This window comes from Paraburkholderia terricola, assembly GCF_900142195.1.
GTDB classification, from domain to species: domain Bacteria; phylum Pseudomonadota; class Gammaproteobacteria; order Burkholderiales; family Burkholderiaceae; genus Paraburkholderia; species Paraburkholderia terricola.
In genome coordinates, this window is the sequence record NZ_FRAB01000004.1 from 196,589 (window position 1) to 212,402 (window position 15,814).

Consider the following 15,814-nt stretch of genomic DNA (forward strand, 5'->3'; position numbering starts at 1 on the left):
CATGCTGTCACGTCGAAATTTTCTTGGCGGCTCGGGGGCCGCGCTGTTGGGCGCGGCGCTCGTCAGCAAGGCCGGCGCGGCCTCGCTGCCCGAAGCGCCCATCATGAGCAAAGCCACCACGCAGCCGCCGCTCGCGCCGCCGAATGGCCGTCCGTACACGCCGGTGGCCACGCTGAACGGCTGGTCGTTGCCGTGGCGCATGAAGAACGGCTGGAAGGAGTTCCATCTGATCGCGGAGCCGGTGGTGCGCGAAATGGCGCCGGGCATGAAGGCGAACCTCTGGGGCTACAACGGCCAGGCGCCGGGCCCCACCATCGAGGCGGTGGAAGGCGACAAGGTTCGCATCTTCGTGACCAACAAGCTGCCGGAGCACACCACGGTTCACTGGCACGGGATGCTGCTGCCCTCGGGCATGGATGGCGTCGGCGGCCTCACGCAGCCGCATATTCCGCCGGGCAAGACGTTCGTCTACGAGTTCCAGCTGGAGAAGCACGGCACCTTCATGTACCACCCGCATGCCGACGAGATGGTGCAGATGGCGATGGGGATGATGGGCACCTTCATCGTCCATCCGAAAGACCCCGGCGTCATGCAGGTGGACCGCGACTTCGTGTTCATCATGTCCGCGTACGACATCGATCCGGGCAGCTTCACGCCGCGCGTGAACGAGATGACCGACTTCAACATGTGGACCTGGAATTCGCGGGTCTTTCCGGGCATCGACCCGTTGCCGGTGCGTGCGGGAGACCGCGTGCGCATCCGCTTCGGCAATCTGACGATGACCAATCACCCGATCCACCTGCACGGCTATCACTTCGAGGTCGCGGGCACGGACGGCGGCTGGATTCCGCCTGCCGCGCGCTGGCCGGAGGTCACGGCCGACGTCGCGGTCGGCCAGATGCGCGCCATCGAATTCACGGCCAACCGTCCCGGCGACTGGGCGTTTCACTGCCACAAGTCGCATCACACGATGAATGCGATGGGCCATCAGGTGCCGAACCTGATCGGCGTGCCGCAAAAGGATCTCGCCAAACGCATCAACAAGCTCGTGCCGGACTACATGGCAATGGGCAGCACGGGCGGCGCGATGGGCGAGATGGAAATGCCGCTGCCCGACAACACGCTGCCGATGATGACCGGCACCGGCCCGTTCGGTCCGCTGGAAATGGGCGGCATGTTCACGGTCGTGAAGGTTCGCGAGGGACTGGGGCGCAAGGATTATCGCGACCCCGGCTGGTATCGGCACCCGAAGGGAACGGTTGCTTACGAATACACCGGCGAGTTGCCGGATAGCTGATTTTTTGTGTCGCCGGACCGGGCGGTCCGGCTCAACTTTTCATTTCAACGCAGGAGAAAGAGTGATGAAGAACGTATTGGCATCGATTGCGCTTGGCTGCGCATTGGCCGTTTCCGCATCGGCCTATGCGGCCGGCGACATGGGCAACATGGACATGGGCGGCAGCGCCGCGAAGCAGGGCGGCGACGCGAAAGCGGGGATGTCGCACGGAGAGGTCAAGAAGGTCGACACGTCGGCCGGCAAGCTGACCATCAAACATGGCCCGCTGGACAATCTGGGCATGGACGCGATGACGATGGTGTTCAAGGTCAAGGACCCCGCCATGATTTCGCAGGTCAAGCCCGGCGACAAAATCGACTTCGTGGCTGAGGAAGTCGACGGCGCGCTGACGGTGGCGAAGCTGCAAAAGAAGTAAGGATTCGCAGGGTGCCCCGTCACAGGGGCTACGCCTATTTCGATCATCAGGATGCACAAGAACATGAACATATTCACTCGCAAACAACTACTCGGACTGGCCACGGCGACCGCCGTCGCGTTCGTGCCCACGGCGGCGTTCGCGCACGGCAAGCTGGAGAGCGCCGTGCCCGCGTCCGGCAGCACCGTCGATGCGGCGCCCGACGCGCTGCGGCTCACCTTCAACGAAGACCTGGAGGCCACCTTCAGCACGGTGAAGGTGTCGGACGCGAAGGGCGCGACCGTGAGCAAGGAGAAGGCCAAGGTCGACGCGGCGAATCCGCGGATGCTGACCGTTGCGCTGCCGAAGCTCGCGTCCGGCACTTACTCCGTGCAGTGGGCGGTCATGACGCAAGACGCCCACAAGACCAAGGGCACGTACGCGTTTCAGGTGAAGTGATGAACGACGGTCTCCTCGGCGTCCTGCGGCTCGCGTTCGTTGCGTTGCAAAACCTCGGCTTTGCGGTTGTCGTCGGCGTGATGCTCAGCGACCGATGGCTCGCGCGCAGCACGTCCACGTGGCAGGTGGGCGTGAGCCGGCGGCTCGTCGGCGCATTGCGTATCGCGTCTGTCAGCACACTGCTGTCCAGTACGTTTGCCTTCTGGATTCATTGCGCGTTGATGAGCGAGTCCACGCTTGTCGAAGCCTGGCCCGCGGTGCGCTCGATGCTCGTCGAGACCGGGTTCGGTCACGCATGGTTCGCCGGGGCCGTGCTCATGTCATGCGTGGTGGTTCTTTCGTTTATGCAGACCGGCAAGTCGATCCGCTTCGTGCCGGCAATCTGGCTGGCGCTGGCGGGCGTCGCGCTGGCCCGCAGCAACGGCGGACATCCTGTGGATGCCGGCGCCTTCAGTCTGCCGGTATGGGCGGACTGGATCCACCTGCTTGCGATCAGTGCGTGGGTCGGGCTCGTGCTGGTGACCACGTATATCGTCGCGCCACGTTTCTTTAACGCGCCGGGCAGCGAGCGCGTGAATAGCGCCGCGTATATCCAGTCCCTGTCGGATGCCGCGACGCTTGCGCTGGTTGTTCTGTTTATCACGGGCGCCTATAACGGCTGGCGCGGCGTCCGGTCGCCGGAGGGACTGCTCGAGTCCGGCTATGGGCAGATGCTCATGCTGAAACTCGCGCTGGTGTTCGTGGCGGCCGCCCTCGGCGGGCACAATCGTTTCTTCGAGATGCCGACACTGCTCGCGTCGCTGAAGAATGTCTCGTCCGCCTTGCCGGTGAAGCCTTTGAAACGCTTCGCCGCGGTGCTGCATGTCGAGTCGGTGGTGTTGGCCGGTGTGCTGGTCGTGGCTGCGGTGCTGGTTTCGAGTCCGCTGCCCGGCGCGTCGTAGTTCGTTTCAACGCGTTTTTTGTTTCACGTCCACGCAGATGGTCATCGCCGCCGGGTCGATGAAGGCCGCATGTATTCCTTGATCGGCCCGAGGTACGGCCATCTTTTACGGGACCCGAGGGCATGATCTCGGGTCCTTTTTTTTGCGCCGCGCACGACGGGCTCGGTGCTATCGGCCGATCGACATCGACTGACGTTGGCGCGGCGAACGCCTTGTTGTTCGGATGACCAAATAGTCATTTCGCCGTCACCGGTCGTTCAGACGCCGCACTCCAGAATGGAACCTGTTCGGAATCAACTCTTACCGGTTCCGCGTCGTTCAGGAGAAAAGTAACCATGTCGTCCAAATCCATCTCTATCGTTGCCGCGCTGATTGCCGCAACGCTCGCCACGTCCGCGTTCGCTGATGCCGACCACGACTACCCTAAAGCCTCGGTTTCGACCGCGTTGCCGCCGGCGAGCAGCGCGAGCCCGTCGTCATCGAATGTGACGACCGCGATCACTCCGGTTGCCCAGGCGCCGCGAGGAAAGACCCGGGATGAGGTCTTGCAGGAACTGATTCAAGCGCGGCGCGCGGGGTTGATCCCGTCCGGTGGCGCCGACTATCCGCCGAGCGAAGCAACGATTGCGCGCAATCTGGCGCGACTGGAAGCGGCGCCTCAGAAGTGGGCCACTCAGCCGTAAGGCCATTCGCGCGATACAGTCGCCGCGCAACGGGATGATCCCGGCGGCGCGGCACTGACAATTCGTTGAGCCAGGTCAAATTGCGCAGGCGGGGGCGATCGCAGCATGGAGGGTGCAAGCATCGGCCAACGCACGGCATATCCAAACCGCATGCCCCACTGTTTGGTCTATCATCGAAATGCCGACAGAACACTGGAGAAACAGAATGCGCAAGGTATGGCGGGTCCTGGCTGCGCTGCTTGCGCTAAGCCTCGCGGGTTGCGGCTACAACACGCTGCAAGTTCAGGATGAACAGATCAAGGCGAGCTGGTCGGAAGTCGTCAATCAGTACCAACGGCGTGCGGACCTGGTGCCGAATCTGGTGAACACGGTCAAGGGCTACGCGGCCCAGGAACGGGACGTGCTCATCCAGGTGACTGAAGCACGGGCTCGCGTCGGCTCGGTTCAGGCTACCGCCGAGGTGCTCAACAATCCCGAGGAATTCGCGAAGTTCCAGGCCGCCCAGGGCCAACTCACTTCATCGCTCTCGCGGCTACTGGTTGTCTCGGAGAACTATCCCCAATTGAAATCGGACGCGAATTTCCGCGATCTGCAAGCGCAACTGGAGGGCACGGAGAACCGCATCACCGTCGCCCGCAACCGGTACATCCAGGCGGTCCAGGCCTATAACGTCACCATTCGGTCGTTCCCCTCCAATCTCACGGCGAAGGCGTTCGGCTATCAGGAGAAGCCGAACTTTTCGGTCGCCAACGAGCAGGAAATCGCCAGGCCGCCGCGGGTCGACTTCAGCGCCGCGCCGGGTAAGGCTCAGCCGGCGTCGGGAGCCGCCAATTGAATGCGCTCAAAGCCCTCATGGCGTTGCTGATCGGCGTCGCGCTGTGGGGCGCCTCGGGGGCGATGGCCGAGGTCGCGGTGCCGCCCTTGACGGCACGCGTCACCGACCAGACCGGCACGCTCACCCGCGAGCAGGCAGGCGCGCTCGAACAGACACTGCAGGCCTTCGAAAGCAGGAAGGGCACGCAGATCGCGGTGCTGATCGTGCCCACCACCGAACCGGAGACCATCGAGCAATATTCGATGCGCGTGGTCGAGCAATGGAAGCTCGGGCGCAAGAAGGTGGACGACGGCGCGTTGCTGATCGTCGCGAAGAATGACCGCGCGCTGCGCATCGAGGTGGGTTATGGCCTCGAAGGCGCGCTCAACGACGCGGTCAGCAATCGGATCATCAATGAAATCATCGTGCCGCGATTCCGCCAGGGCGACTTCTATGGCGGCATCAACGCGGGAGTCGATCAGATGATCCGGGTGGCCGACGGCGAGTCGTTGCCGCCCCCGCAATCCCGCAACGCGGGTGAGCCGCCCAACATCTGGCGCTATGCGCCGGTTATCTTCATGGTGGCGATCGTGTTCGGCGGCGTGCTGCGCGCCATGTTCGGACGCTTGCCCGGCGCCGCGGTCGCGGGCGTCGGCGTGGCGGTGATCACCTGGCTGTTGGCGGCCGGCCTTCTCGCGACGATCGCGGCCGGCGTGATCGCCTTCGTGTTGACGCTCACCAGCGGCGGGATCGGAAGCTACGTCGGCGCATACGGTCTCGGGCGTCGTGGCGGCGGGTCGGGGCGCGGCGGCCGCGGCGGCGGATTCGGCGGCGGCGGCGGCGGTTTTGGCGGCGGTGGCGCGTCGGGCAGGTGGTGAGATGAACATCCAGCGAATCCTCAAGCATCTCTTGACCACCCATGCGAAGGTCAACGCGGCGTTTTCTCGTGACACGCTGGCCGCGATCGAAGAGGCGATCAAGGCATGCGATGCGCAACACGCCGGCGAGGTCTGCTTCGCCATCGAAGGCGCGCTGCCGAGCCTCGCGCTCTTCAACGGGCAATCGGCGCGGGACCGTGCCGTGGAAGTGTTCTCGCAATTGCGCGTCTGGGATACCGAGCACAACAACGGCGTGTTGATTTACGTGCTGCTTGCCGACCGCGACGTCGAGATCGTCGCCGATCGCGGCGTGCATGCGAAGGTCGGTGAAGTGCAATGGCAGGCGGTTTGCCACACGATGGAAGAGGCTTTCCGCCAGGGAGCCTACCGCGACGGAGCGATCGGCGGGATTCAGGCGATCGCGCAGCTTCTGAAGCAGCACTTTCCCGCGCAGCGCGACTTCATAAACGAATTGCCGGACACGCCCGCGATATTGTGATCGCGCTGCCGCTGCCGCTGCCGCTGTCGCTGTCCCTCGCGCGGTAACGGTCGGCCGCCGGCGCGGGCAGCCCGAATCAGAAAATCAGAACCGGTCGGCGCGCACGAGCGCAGCGAGCCTCGCTCGTTCCTGCGCCACGTCGGCCGTCTGCTGTTGCGGCCAGTCGAGCACCACGCCGTCGTCGAGCGATTCGCGCACCAGCGACGAATAATCCCATTTGTGCAGCTTCCCGGATTTCATTGCATCGGCGACGTCATGCCTGAGTGGCACAGGGAAGCTCGCGTAGGCCGCCGAGAGCGCCGCGTACTGACGCGCGTCGATTTCGGCGGATGAATGAAACAAGGCCCAGCTCACGACGGCGATGATCGCCATCAACGGCACTACGGTGTAACGCAGGATGAATTTGATAGGTGTCATGCGGTGATGTGTTGCGAAGCTACTGGGAAATGACGATGTCCGACGTGCGCCTCGATCACGGCGGAACAGGCGCGCGTTGGGCACGAAGCGCGGTGAGGATGCCCCTCAGAATGTCGATGGGCGGCGGCGGACAGCCGGGGATCGTCACGTCGACGGGAAGAAGCTTCGAGAGCGGCCCGCACACCGCGTAGCTGTCCTTGAACATGCCGCCCGTGCACGCGCATTCGCCGACGGCAACGACCAGTTTCGGATGAGGCGTCGCCTCGTAGGCCTGCCATACCGCTTCCTTCATGTTGAGCGTGAGCGGACCGGTGACGAGCAGCATGTCCGCATGACGCGGGCTTGCGACGAAGCGAATGCCCAGGCCCTCGATGTTGTAATAGGGATTGTTGAGCGCGTGGATTTCGAGCTCGCACCCGTTGCAGGAACCCGCATCGATCTCGCGGATGCACAGCGCCCGGCCGAGCACGTCGAGGATGTCCTGCTGAAGCCGCCGGCTTTCCGTGCGCCACGCGTCGTCGCCTTCGGGCACGCGCAGCGTTGGCGTGTCGGTTCTCGCCATCTGTTTGATGAGTTGCCACATTACAGGTCGTGCCCCGCGTAGTTCAGATTGAACGACTTGTTGATCAACGGGAAATCGGGAACGATGTTGCCGATGATCGCATGCTCCAGCGCGGGCCAGTTCTGCCACGACGGGTCATGGCAGTGGCAGCGCGCGATGGTGCCGTCGCCGGCGGTTTCGAGTGCGACGAACACGTCGCCGCGCCAGCCTTCTATCCAGCCCACGCCACGCGCCGGCGTGGCCTCCGGTTCGATTGCCGCTGAAATCTCTCCGTCCGGCAGATCGGCGAGCAGCGCGTGGATGAGCCGGATCGACTCATGGATCTCGCCGAAGCGGACCATGACGCGGGCGGCCACGTCACCCCGTTCGTCGCTGATCACGCGCACCTGAACTTCATGATAGGGCGCATAGGGATGATCGGCCCGAACGTCGATCTTCCGACCGCTGGCACGCGCGGCGAGTCCGCAGACGCTGAAGTGCTCCACCACTTTCGCGGCAAGGATTCCCGCGCCCGCGAAGCGATCCTGCAGTCCCGATTGATCGTCGTAGATACGCTGCATCACGCGGACCTGCGCGTCGATCTGATCGCACTGCGTTTGCAGCGCCGCGACGGCGCGTGCATCGATTTGCGCCGCGATGCCGCCGGGGACGATCTGGTCCATCAGATAGCGGTGCCCGAAGACGCGGTGGTTCAGCCGCAGCCAGTCTTCCTTCAAACGGGAGAACTGCGCGAGGCCGTATGCGAATCCGGCGTCGTTGCCGAGCGCGCCGAGATCGCCCAGATGATTGGCGATGCGCTCGCGTTCGAGCAGCAGCGCACGCAGCCATTGCGCGCGCGGCGGAATCAGCACGCCGAGCGCCCGTTCTACCGCCATGCAATACGCCCATGAGAACGCGACGGTCGAGTCGCCGGCGATCCGGCCCGCGAGACGATGCCCGAGCAGCAGAGGCGTTTGCTGGAATAAACGTTCGATGCCTCGGTGCGCGTAACCCAGGCGCTCCTCCAGTCGCAGCACTTTCTCGCCGACCACTGAAAAACGGAAGTGCCCCGGCTCGATCACACCCGCGTGGATCGGACCCACGGCGATCTCATGCACGCCGTCGCCCGCGACCGCCACGAACGGATAGTCCGCTTCGCGCGACTCGAACCGTTCGGTCCCGGAATGCAGCTTCCGCAGCGGATGATAATCGGCGGGCCAGTTGCCATGATTGAGCCACGGCCTCGCGTCCCCGGCGTTTATCGCACGCAGTCCCAGCAGATCGTGCACGGCGCGTTGCATGCGCACCGCGCACGGAAAGATCGGCGAAAGGTCCGGGTAGCCGCCCTCGATGCCGGGCGTCGATGGAAGCGGCAGTTGAACCCACAGGAGGCCGTCTTCCACTGCATAGGCCGCGGAGATCGCGAACGAGCCCGCCGCCTCCTCGGCGCCCCACAACGAAATCAGACGGCCGCCTGTTGCGCGCGCCGTCGTGGCGGTGCGGGTCCACGTGTCGGCGTCGACGCGCGCGAGAAACGCCGACGACTTGCCCGCGAACCCGGCCAGGCGGACGAGATTGGCAAGACCGAATGCCTCGATGCGCATGTGTTCACCCCGCGATCATGGCCGCCGCCTGCCGATACCACGTCGCAAGATAAGGCGGAATGTAGAGTCCCAGCATCAAGCTCATGCCGAGATGGACGAACACCGGCAGCAGCGCCGGCGGATGTTCAAGCACCTTGGCCGTGGTGTCGCCGAACACCATGCCCTGCACGCGCACGAAGATGGCCGCGAACGCCACGGCCAGTCCGAGCAGCAGGAAGGGCGTGGCCCACGGCAGCGTGCGCATCGCCGTGGTGAGAATCAGGAACTCGCTCGCGAACACGCCGAACGGCGGCATGCCGAGAATCGCGAGCGTGCCGAGCATCATGCCCCAGCCGACAGTCGGGCTCACGCGCAACAAGCCGCGGATGTCGTCGATCGCCTGGGTGCCGGCCTTTTGCGCCGCGTGTCCGACGGTAAAGAAGATCGCGGACTTCACGAGCGAATGCACCGTCATGTGCAGCAGTCCCGCGAACGTTGCGATAGGACCGCCGAGCCCGAACGCGAACGCCATCAAGCCCATGTGCTCGATCGACGAATACGAAAAGAGCCGCTTGACGTCTTTCTGCCGGAACAGCGAAAAAGCGGCGATCAGCACCGAGACCAACCCGAAGCCGACCAGCAGATGTCCCGGCAGGCCGTTCTGCAATGCGCCATCGGCCAGCACCTTGCAGCGCAGCACCGCATACAGCGCGACGTTGAGCAGCAGCCCCGACAGCACGGCCGAAATCGGCGTGGGTCCTTCGGCGTGCGCGTCGGGCAGCCAGTTGTGCATGGGCACGAGGCCGACCTTGGTGCCGTAGCCGATCAGCAGGAACACGAACGCGAGCGAAATGATGGTCGGGTCGAGACTGCTCTTGACCGCGTTCAGACTGGTCCAGAGCAGCGCGTCGCCGCCGCCCAGTTGCCGGCTCGCGGCGAGGTAGAGCAGGATCGTGCCGAACAGCGCCTGCGCGATGCCGACGCCGCACAGAATGAAGTACTTCCACGCGGCTTCGAGGCTTGCCGCGGTGCGATAGACGCTCACCAGCAGGACCGTCGCGAGCGTGGCCGCTTCCATCGCGACCCACAGAATGCCCATGTTGTTGGTGAGCAGCGCGAGCAGCATCGCGAAGATGAACAGCTGATACATGCTGTGGTAAAGACGCATGCGCGGGGCCGTCATCTTGCCGCGGTCGCGCTCGATGCGCATGTACGGCCGTGAAAAGATCGACGTGGTCCAGCCGACGAAGGCCGTCAGCGCGACGAGGAACACGTTGAGCGGATCGACGAAGAACAGCTTGCCCAGCGCGAACGCCGGCCCGTGCGCCACGGTTTTCGCGGCGAGCAGCGCGGCCGCCGCGAACGTGAGGAAACTGAAGCCGACGTTGAGTTCCGCCGCGACATGATGCTGGCCCACGAGCGCAAGACAGACGCCCGCCAGAAGCGGGATGGCGAAAACCAGCAGCAGGACCCAGGCTTCAGTCATCTTTTAGTTTTTCGAGGTGGTGAATGTCCAGGCTGTCGAACTGCTCGCGAATCTGGAACATGAACACGCCGAGGATCAGGATGCCCACCAGCACGTCGAGTCCGATGCCGAGTTCGACGATCATCGGCATGCCGTTGGTCGCCGCGGCGGCGGCAAAGAACAGGCCGTTCTCCATCGATAGAAAGCCGATCACCTGAGGAATCGCCTTCGCCCGCGTGATCATCATCATGAACGACAGCAGCACGCAGGCGAGCGCGATGCCGAGCGTGCCGCGCGCCACCGACGAGGCGAGCTGGCTGACCGGCGAGGCGACGTTGAACGCGACGATCACGAGCACGATGCCGATCAGCAGCGTGGCGGGAATGTTGAGGAGCGACTCCACGTCCGTCCTGACGTTCAGGCGCTGCACGAGCCGATAGAGTATCCAGGGGATCAGGCCGACCTTGAGCACGAGCGTGAGCGCCGCGGAGATGTAGAGGTGCACGTCGGCGGTCACGTATCCGAGGATCATGTTCGCCGACACGAGCGTCACGCCCTGCAGCGTATAGAGGTGAATCAGCGACAGGATGCGGCGTTGGCTGAGCATCGCGAACGACAGCAGCAACAGGATCGCGGCCAGGAAATTGATGATCTGCGTGGCGAATCCGTGCATCACGCCCCCAGCAGAAAGTGAACCAGCATGCCGATGACGGCCAGCAGGAACGCCGTGGCGAGAAACTCCGGCACGCGGAAAATGCGCATCTTGGCGTTGGTCGTCTCCACGATCGCGAGTGCCGCGCCGCCTATCGACAGCTTGACGAAGAGCGTCGGTATCGCGAGCAGCAGCGCCAGCGGACTGCCGGCCTCCGCGATGCCCCAGGGAACGAACAACGCGAGGCCGATGCACGAGTACGCGAACAGCTTGAGGCTCGCGGCCCATTCCATCAGCGCGAGATGCCGGCCGGAATATTCGAGGATCAGCGCCTCGTGGATCATCGTGAGTTCGAGGTGGGTGGTCGGATTGTCGACCGGCAGGCGCGCGTTCTCCGCGAGCGACACCATCGTGAACGCGATGCCCGCGAACGCGAGGCTCGGATAGATCGCCAGTTCGCGATGGCTGAGCGTGGCGACGATGCGGGTCAGCAAGGTCGACTGCGTGATCAGCGACGCCGAGAACAGCACCATCAGCAGGGCCGGCTCGGCCAGAAAGCCGACCAGCATCTCGCGGCGCGCGCCGAGCGTGCCGAACGCGGTGCCGATGTCCATCGCCGCGAGCGAGATCGCGACGCGCGCCAGCGCGAACAGGCCCACCAGGGCGATCGCATCCGCGGCGGGCGAGAGGGGCAGATCGGTGGAAAGCGTCGGCACGATCGCGCAGGCGAGCGTCATGCAGGCCCAGACGACATACGGCGCGCCGCGGAAAATCGGGCTCGCATGTTCGGCGACGACCGACTCCTTGTTGAACAGCTTGTGAAGCATCCGGTAAGGCTGCCAGATGCTCGGCGCACGGCGGTTCTGCAAGCGCGCGCGGCAGATGTTGATCCACCCGGTCAACAGCGGCGCTGCCGCGAGCGCGAGCAGGATTTCGAGGCCCTGGGAGAGCAATCCGGAGAGCGTGATCATCGTCTCACCAGCATCAGCAGGACGATCAGCACGAGAAAGCTGTGCATCAGATAGACGGCGATGCGGCCCGTCTGAAGCAAGCCGGCCAGCGCCGCGATGCGCTTGATCAGCCGTTCGAGCGGCTCGTAAATCAGCGCCCACGCGCGATCGGTCACGCTCACGCTGTATATCGGCTGGCTGTCGAATGGCGAAGGCAGCCGCCGTTCGATCCTGAAGAGCGGCGCGAAGATTTCCCGGATCGGCTGCCCGAAGCCTTCCGCCGTGTCCTGCATGCGCGCGGTCCCGAACGGATAGCCGCAGGCCCAGGGCGCGGCCCGCCGCAGGCGCCCATGGTAGAGACGCCGCACCAGCAGCCACGCGAGCGCGCAACAGGCAAGGAAGAACAGCAGGAACACCGCCGGCATGTAGCTGGCCCGGTCCACGCTAGTGGGCGCGAGCAGCAGCCAGCCATTGCGTGCGACGGCCGGCCCGATGCCGGCGTCCACCAGCATCCGCGTGACGCGGTCCAGAACGGCCACGAATTGCACCGGCAGCAGTCCGAGCAGCACGCATATCGCGGCCAGCCATGCGAAGCCGACCCGCTCCCACGGCGTGGCGTCGCGGGCCTCGCTCAGCTTCGCCTCGCGCGGCTGGCCGAGAAAGACGATGCCGAAGAACTTGACCATGGTGTAGCCCGCGAGCGCGGCCACGAGCGCGATCAGCGCGGCGACGAGCGGCACCACCATGTTCAGGAACGGGTCCGGCAAACCCGGCGTGAACAGGAAGCTTTGCAGCAACAGCCATTCGGAGACGAAGCCGCTCAACGGCGGCAGCCCCGCGCTGGAAAGCGCGCCGACGAGCGCGGCCCATGCGGTCCAGGGCATGAAACGGATCAGGCCGCCGAGGCGCCCGAGATTGCGCTCGCCCGTGGCATGAAGCACGGAACCGGTGCCGAGAAACAGCAGACTCTTGAAGGCGGCGTGGCTCGCGATCTGATAGAGCAGGGCTGTCAACGATAAGGCGGCGAGCGCCGTCATTCCGTACGCGCGAAACAGGATCGCGAGCCCCATGCTGACGAACATCAACCCGATGTTGTCGATCGACGAGTACGCCAGCAGGCGCTTCATGTCCGTCTGAATCGCGCTGAACACGACGCCGAAGAGCGCGGAGAAGAGCCCGAGTATCAGCATGAGCACGCCCCACCAGGCAATCTGCACGTGCAGCAGATCGAACACCGTGCGCAGCACGCCGTACAGCCCCGCCTTGAGGACGAACCCGCTGAGCAGCGCCGAGACCGGCGAGGGCGCCGCCGGATGCGCCTCGGGCAGCCAGACGTGCAGCGGGACAATGCCCGCCTTCGTGCCGAAGCCGAACAGCGCCAGCACAAACGCGACCGACGCCCAGAACACGTCCAGATGCTGCGCGCGCATGTTGGCGAACGTGTAGTCGCCGGTATTGGCTTGCAACAGGCCGAAGCACAGCAGCAGCGCGAGCGCGCCGACGTGCGAGATCAGGAAGTAGAGCCAGGCCGCCCGGCGGATGTCGGCGAAGCGGTGGTTGGTCATGACGAGGAAGGTGGCCGATACCGTCATGGTTTCCCATGCCACCATGAAGCAATAGGCATCGTCGGCGAGCAGGAGGAGCGCCATGCTCGCGAGGCACACGTGATATTCGAAGCACAGCAGGCCCGGCGGCGTGCCCTCGCCCTTGCGGAAGTAGCCGGCGGAGAAGGCGCTCACGCCCGTGCTCACCACGCCGAGCACGCACAGGAAATAGGCGGACAGGCCGTCGAGCCGAAGATGGAAGGGCAGGTCCGGCAGCCCGAGCGGCAGGACGATCTGCCGGGGACCGGCAAAGACGCCCGCGAGGCCGAGCCCGCACAGCAGCAGCCCGAACACCGCGCCGGCTGGAAACAGCCCGTGCGCCACCACGCGGGTGCGGCGCAGGCTTGCCAGCCCCGCGACCCCGATGACGAGCCAGCCCGCGATCACGAGCAGCACGTAGTGGATGACCAGCGGGGTGAACTGCGCGTGTTCCATCGACGTTGTCTCCAATACCGTCAAAGGTTCTGTTCAGCGGGCAGCGTGTCTGATGAAGAGTATCCCGAAACCGCCTCCAGCCGGTGACGATCTTCCATTTCGTTGACATGGCGGCATGGCGAGCGGCTCGTGATGCGGCGCGCTGTTCACCGTCAGTGGCGCTGTTTCGCTGGAGGACATCAGGTTAGCAGTTGATGATAATTGCGTTATCATCCTAGCAGTTTTATCGTTCCAGTTCCACGCGCGATGACCCGTCGGTGTGCGCATAAAGTGCGCCGCGAGTGCGCCGCGTCGGTTCCGCGCATTGGCAATGCGACCTTGCCGCGCGCGTGGAATGTCAGAAGCTCCAGCTTGCCGCGCCGGTCCCTCTCACGCCCAACGCGCGGTTCGGACAGGCGAATCTTCGAATCGATACCCAATGCCAGCACACTATTTCCGCGCTCTGACGGGAAAGGACCGCAGCGCCGAGGCCAACAGGCAGCTCGGCTTCTCGCTTGCGTTCGTGGCTGGCGCGACCAATGCCGGTGGTTTTCTCGCGGTGAAGCAGTACACGTCGCATATGAGCGGCGTGATATCCGCGATCGCCGACCAGGCCGCGTTGGGCGACCTGTCGCTGGCGCTGGCGGGCGTCGGATCGCTGATCTCGTTCCTGCTGGGCGCTGCCTCGTCGTCCGTGCTCGTCAATTGGGGGCGGCGCAGGCGGCTGAACAGCCAGTACGCGTCGCCCTTGCTGATCGAAGCCGTTCTACTGCTGTGCTTCGGGCTGCTCGGCAGCCATCTGGCCGTATGGGAAACCCTGTTCGTGCCCGCGGCCGTCGTGCTGCTGTGCTTCATCATGGGGCTGCAGAACGCGATGATCACCAAGCTCTCCGGCGCGGAAATCCGCACCACTCACATGACGGGCATCGTGACGGATATCGGTATCGAGCTCGGCAAGCTGTTCTACTGGAATTCGTCGAAGGCAGGGCCGGCGGAGCCGGTCGTGCTCGCCAATCGCGCCAGGCTGAAGGTGCATCTGACGATGCTTGCGATGTTCTTTGCCGGCGGCGTGACCGGGGCGATGGGCTTCAAGCACATTGGATACGCCTCCACCGTGCCGCTCGCGGGCATGCTGATCGTGCTCGCCATCGTTCCTTTCATCGACGACCTGCGCGAGCGCGTTTATCGCCTCGACCGATAGGCGGGGCGCCGGGGGAAGCGGCGCTTTTCGTGCGCAAACGCCCTCGGAACCGCCAGCCGGCACCGGCGGACAAGCCACTGTTCTATGATAATGTCGTTATCATTGACTTATCCTGGTATGGTAACAATAATGCGACTCTCGGGCGAGAGCCTTGTCGGTCCCGTTTCGGGTTCAGGTGAGACGAGGAAAATGCCTGCGTACGGCATGGGGGTGAACGTGATTAATGCAGGTGTTCCGCTGCTGTCGCACGACTACACGCATCTCTATCTGCGGGACGTCATGGGGCAGCGCGGGCTGATCGTCGTCGGCGTGGGCAAGGCCGGCGAACGTGGATTCCAGATGCTGTACCGCTTCTCCAATATCTGCGACCGTCTCGAGCAATGCGGGATCAATGTGATCTTCGTTTATCAGAAGGAGTCGGCCCGTCACGTGCAGGACACGACCTCGCTGTTCGGCGCCCGCTACCGGCAAAGACCGTGTCTGTTTCTGGACGACGACGGCAAGTTTTTTGTCGGCCCGCCGCGTCCAAAATCGCTTCGCGCGATCTATCTGGATCGCGAAATGAAGCGGCTCGGCGCGGCCGAGTTCGCGCTGCGGGACGAAACGTGGGACGCGCTACTGCAGGCGTTCTTCGCGCAGGCGGCGGCAGGGTCGATGCATTGAGCCAGGGCGCGCGGGGAGCGCGCCCTGGCGGCACGACACGACGCGGGTTGGAATCACATACGAGGGGGGCGGAGTGGTCGAAGCATCGGTTCAGGTGGATGGGCGCTGGGGTTTGAACGCGCACCAGTCGGCGCGGCTTGCCGTCAATGCCGCACGATTCGCCTGCGATATCGTCTGCATGGCGAACGGCCGGTCCGTCAATGCCAAGGACGTCATGTCGGTCATGTCGCTGCGGGTCAAACGGGGCGCGCATGTGCGCATTCTGGCGACGGGGCCCGATGAGATCGTCGCGCTCGAGACGCTGTCGGCCATCGTGCAGTCGCAGCAATCCTGCTGAGCGGCCAATGCGAAAGAGCGCA

Annotated in this window: 18 protein-coding genes; 11 read left to right on the forward strand and 7 right to left on the reverse strand. The window is 64.5% G+C overall.

Annotated elements, in window-relative coordinates; genetic code table 11:
- Position 1 precedes the first annotated feature (1 nt).
- The 8 genes from BUE39_RS05465 (at position 2) to BUE39_RS05500 (ending at position 5,965) form a co-directional block, all read left to right on the forward strand.
- The gene (locus BUE39_RS05465; RefSeq protein WP_073427623.1) at positions 2-1,297 is read left to right on the forward strand and encodes a copper oxidase; all 1,296 of its coding nucleotides are present in this window, start codon (positions 2-4) and stop codon (positions 1,295-1,297) included.
- A gap of 64 nt (positions 1,298-1,361) precedes the next feature.
- Positions 1,362-1,712 (forward strand): copper-binding protein, encoded by a 351-nt coding sequence (locus BUE39_RS05470; RefSeq protein WP_073427624.1) that lies wholly within the window; start codon positions 1,362-1,364, stop codon positions 1,710-1,712.
- Between the two features lie 63 nt (positions 1,713-1,775).
- Positions 1,776-2,150 carry a copper homeostasis periplasmic binding protein CopC gene (copC, locus tag BUE39_RS05475; protein WP_073427709.1) on the forward strand — a complete coding sequence of 125 codons (375 nt, stop codon included), beginning with the start codon at positions 1,776-1,778 and terminating at the stop codon, positions 2,148-2,150.
- A complete protein-coding gene (locus BUE39_RS05480) occupies positions 2,150-3,091 on the forward strand; it encodes a copper resistance D family protein (protein WP_073427625.1) in 942 nt (313 codons plus the stop codon). The genes copC and BUE39_RS05480 overlap by 1 nt, the downstream gene beginning before the upstream one ends.
- 335 nt (positions 3,092-3,426) lie before the next feature.
- Positions 3,427-3,774 (forward strand): DUF4148 domain-containing protein, encoded by a 348-nt coding sequence (locus BUE39_RS05485; RefSeq protein WP_073427626.1) that lies wholly within the window; start codon positions 3,427-3,429, stop codon positions 3,772-3,774.
- Positions 3,775-3,979: 205 nt separating this feature from the next.
- Positions 3,980-4,609, forward strand: a complete 630-nt coding sequence (locus BUE39_RS05490) for a LemA family protein (protein ID WP_073427627.1) — start codon at positions 3,980-3,982, stop codon at positions 4,607-4,609.
- Positions 4,606-5,466, forward strand: a complete 861-nt coding sequence (locus BUE39_RS05495) for a TPM domain-containing protein (RefSeq protein ID WP_073427628.1) — start codon at positions 4,606-4,608, stop codon at positions 5,464-5,466. The genes BUE39_RS05490 and BUE39_RS05495 overlap by 4 nt, the downstream gene beginning before the upstream one ends.
- Position 5,467: 1 nt before the next feature.
- Positions 5,468-5,965 carry a TPM domain-containing protein gene (locus tag BUE39_RS05500; RefSeq protein ID WP_073427710.1) on the forward strand — a complete coding sequence of 166 codons (498 nt, stop codon included), beginning with the start codon at positions 5,468-5,470 and terminating at the stop codon, positions 5,963-5,965.
- An 84-nt stretch (positions 5,966-6,049) separates the two neighbouring features.
- Here the strand turns inward: BUE39_RS05500 and BUE39_RS05505 are convergent, their stop codons facing one another.
- From BUE39_RS05505 to hyfB, 7 genes are read right to left on the reverse strand one after another with little or no spacing between them, the layout of a single operon-like run.
- Positions 6,050-6,382 (reverse strand): hypothetical protein, encoded by a 333-nt coding sequence (locus tag BUE39_RS05505; RefSeq protein ID WP_073427629.1) that lies wholly within the window; start codon positions 6,380-6,382, stop codon positions 6,050-6,052.
- Positions 6,383-6,437: 55 nt separating this feature from the next.
- The gene (locus BUE39_RS05510; protein WP_073427630.1) at positions 6,438-6,965 is read right to left on the reverse strand and encodes an NADH-quinone oxidoreductase subunit B family protein; all 528 of its coding nucleotides are present in this window, start codon (positions 6,963-6,965) and stop codon (positions 6,438-6,440) included.
- Positions 6,965-8,527 carry a hydrogenase large subunit gene (locus BUE39_RS05515; protein WP_073427631.1) on the reverse strand — a complete coding sequence of 521 codons (1,563 nt, stop codon included), beginning with the start codon at positions 8,525-8,527 and terminating at the stop codon, positions 6,965-6,967. The genes BUE39_RS05510 and BUE39_RS05515 overlap by 1 nt, the downstream gene beginning before the upstream one ends.
- A gap of 4 nt (positions 8,528-8,531) precedes the next feature.
- Positions 8,532-9,992 (reverse strand): hydrogenase 4 subunit F, encoded by a 1,461-nt coding sequence (locus tag BUE39_RS05520; RefSeq protein WP_073427632.1) that lies wholly within the window; start codon positions 9,990-9,992, stop codon positions 8,532-8,534.
- On the reverse strand, positions 9,985-10,644 hold the full coding sequence (locus tag BUE39_RS05525; protein ID WP_073427633.1) for a formate hydrogenlyase: 660 nt from the start codon (positions 10,642-10,644) through the stop codon (positions 9,985-9,987). The genes BUE39_RS05520 and BUE39_RS05525 overlap by 8 nt, the downstream gene beginning before the upstream one ends.
- A complete protein-coding gene (locus tag BUE39_RS05530; RefSeq protein ID WP_073427634.1) occupies positions 10,644-11,594 on the reverse strand; it encodes a respiratory chain complex I subunit 1 family protein in 951 nt (316 codons plus the stop codon). The genes BUE39_RS05525 and BUE39_RS05530 overlap by 1 nt, the downstream gene beginning before the upstream one ends.
- Positions 11,591-13,612, reverse strand: coding sequence for a hydrogenase 4 subunit B (gene hyfB, locus BUE39_RS05535; protein ID WP_073427635.1), 2,022 nt, complete (start codon positions 13,610-13,612; stop codon positions 11,591-11,593). The genes BUE39_RS05530 and hyfB overlap by 4 nt, the downstream gene beginning before the upstream one ends.
- Before the next feature lie 418 nt (positions 13,613-14,030).
- Between hyfB and BUE39_RS05540 the strand changes: the two genes are divergently transcribed.
- The 3 genes from BUE39_RS05540 to BUE39_RS05550 all read left to right on the forward strand — a co-directional run bounded on the left by BUE39_RS05540 (position 14,031) and on the right by BUE39_RS05550 (position 15,792).
- Positions 14,031-14,792, forward strand: a complete 762-nt coding sequence (locus BUE39_RS05540; protein ID WP_073427636.1) for a YoaK family protein — start codon at positions 14,031-14,033, stop codon at positions 14,790-14,792.
- A 216-nt stretch (positions 14,793-15,008) separates the two neighbouring features.
- Complete coding sequence (locus tag BUE39_RS05545; protein WP_073427711.1) at positions 15,009-15,455, forward strand: hypothetical protein; 447 nt, start codon at positions 15,009-15,011, stop codon at positions 15,453-15,455.
- Between the two features lie 73 nt (positions 15,456-15,528).
- A complete protein-coding gene (locus BUE39_RS05550; RefSeq protein WP_073427637.1) occupies positions 15,529-15,792 on the forward strand; it encodes an HPr family phosphocarrier protein in 264 nt (87 codons plus the stop codon).
- Positions 15,793-15,814: the final 22 nt, after the last annotated feature.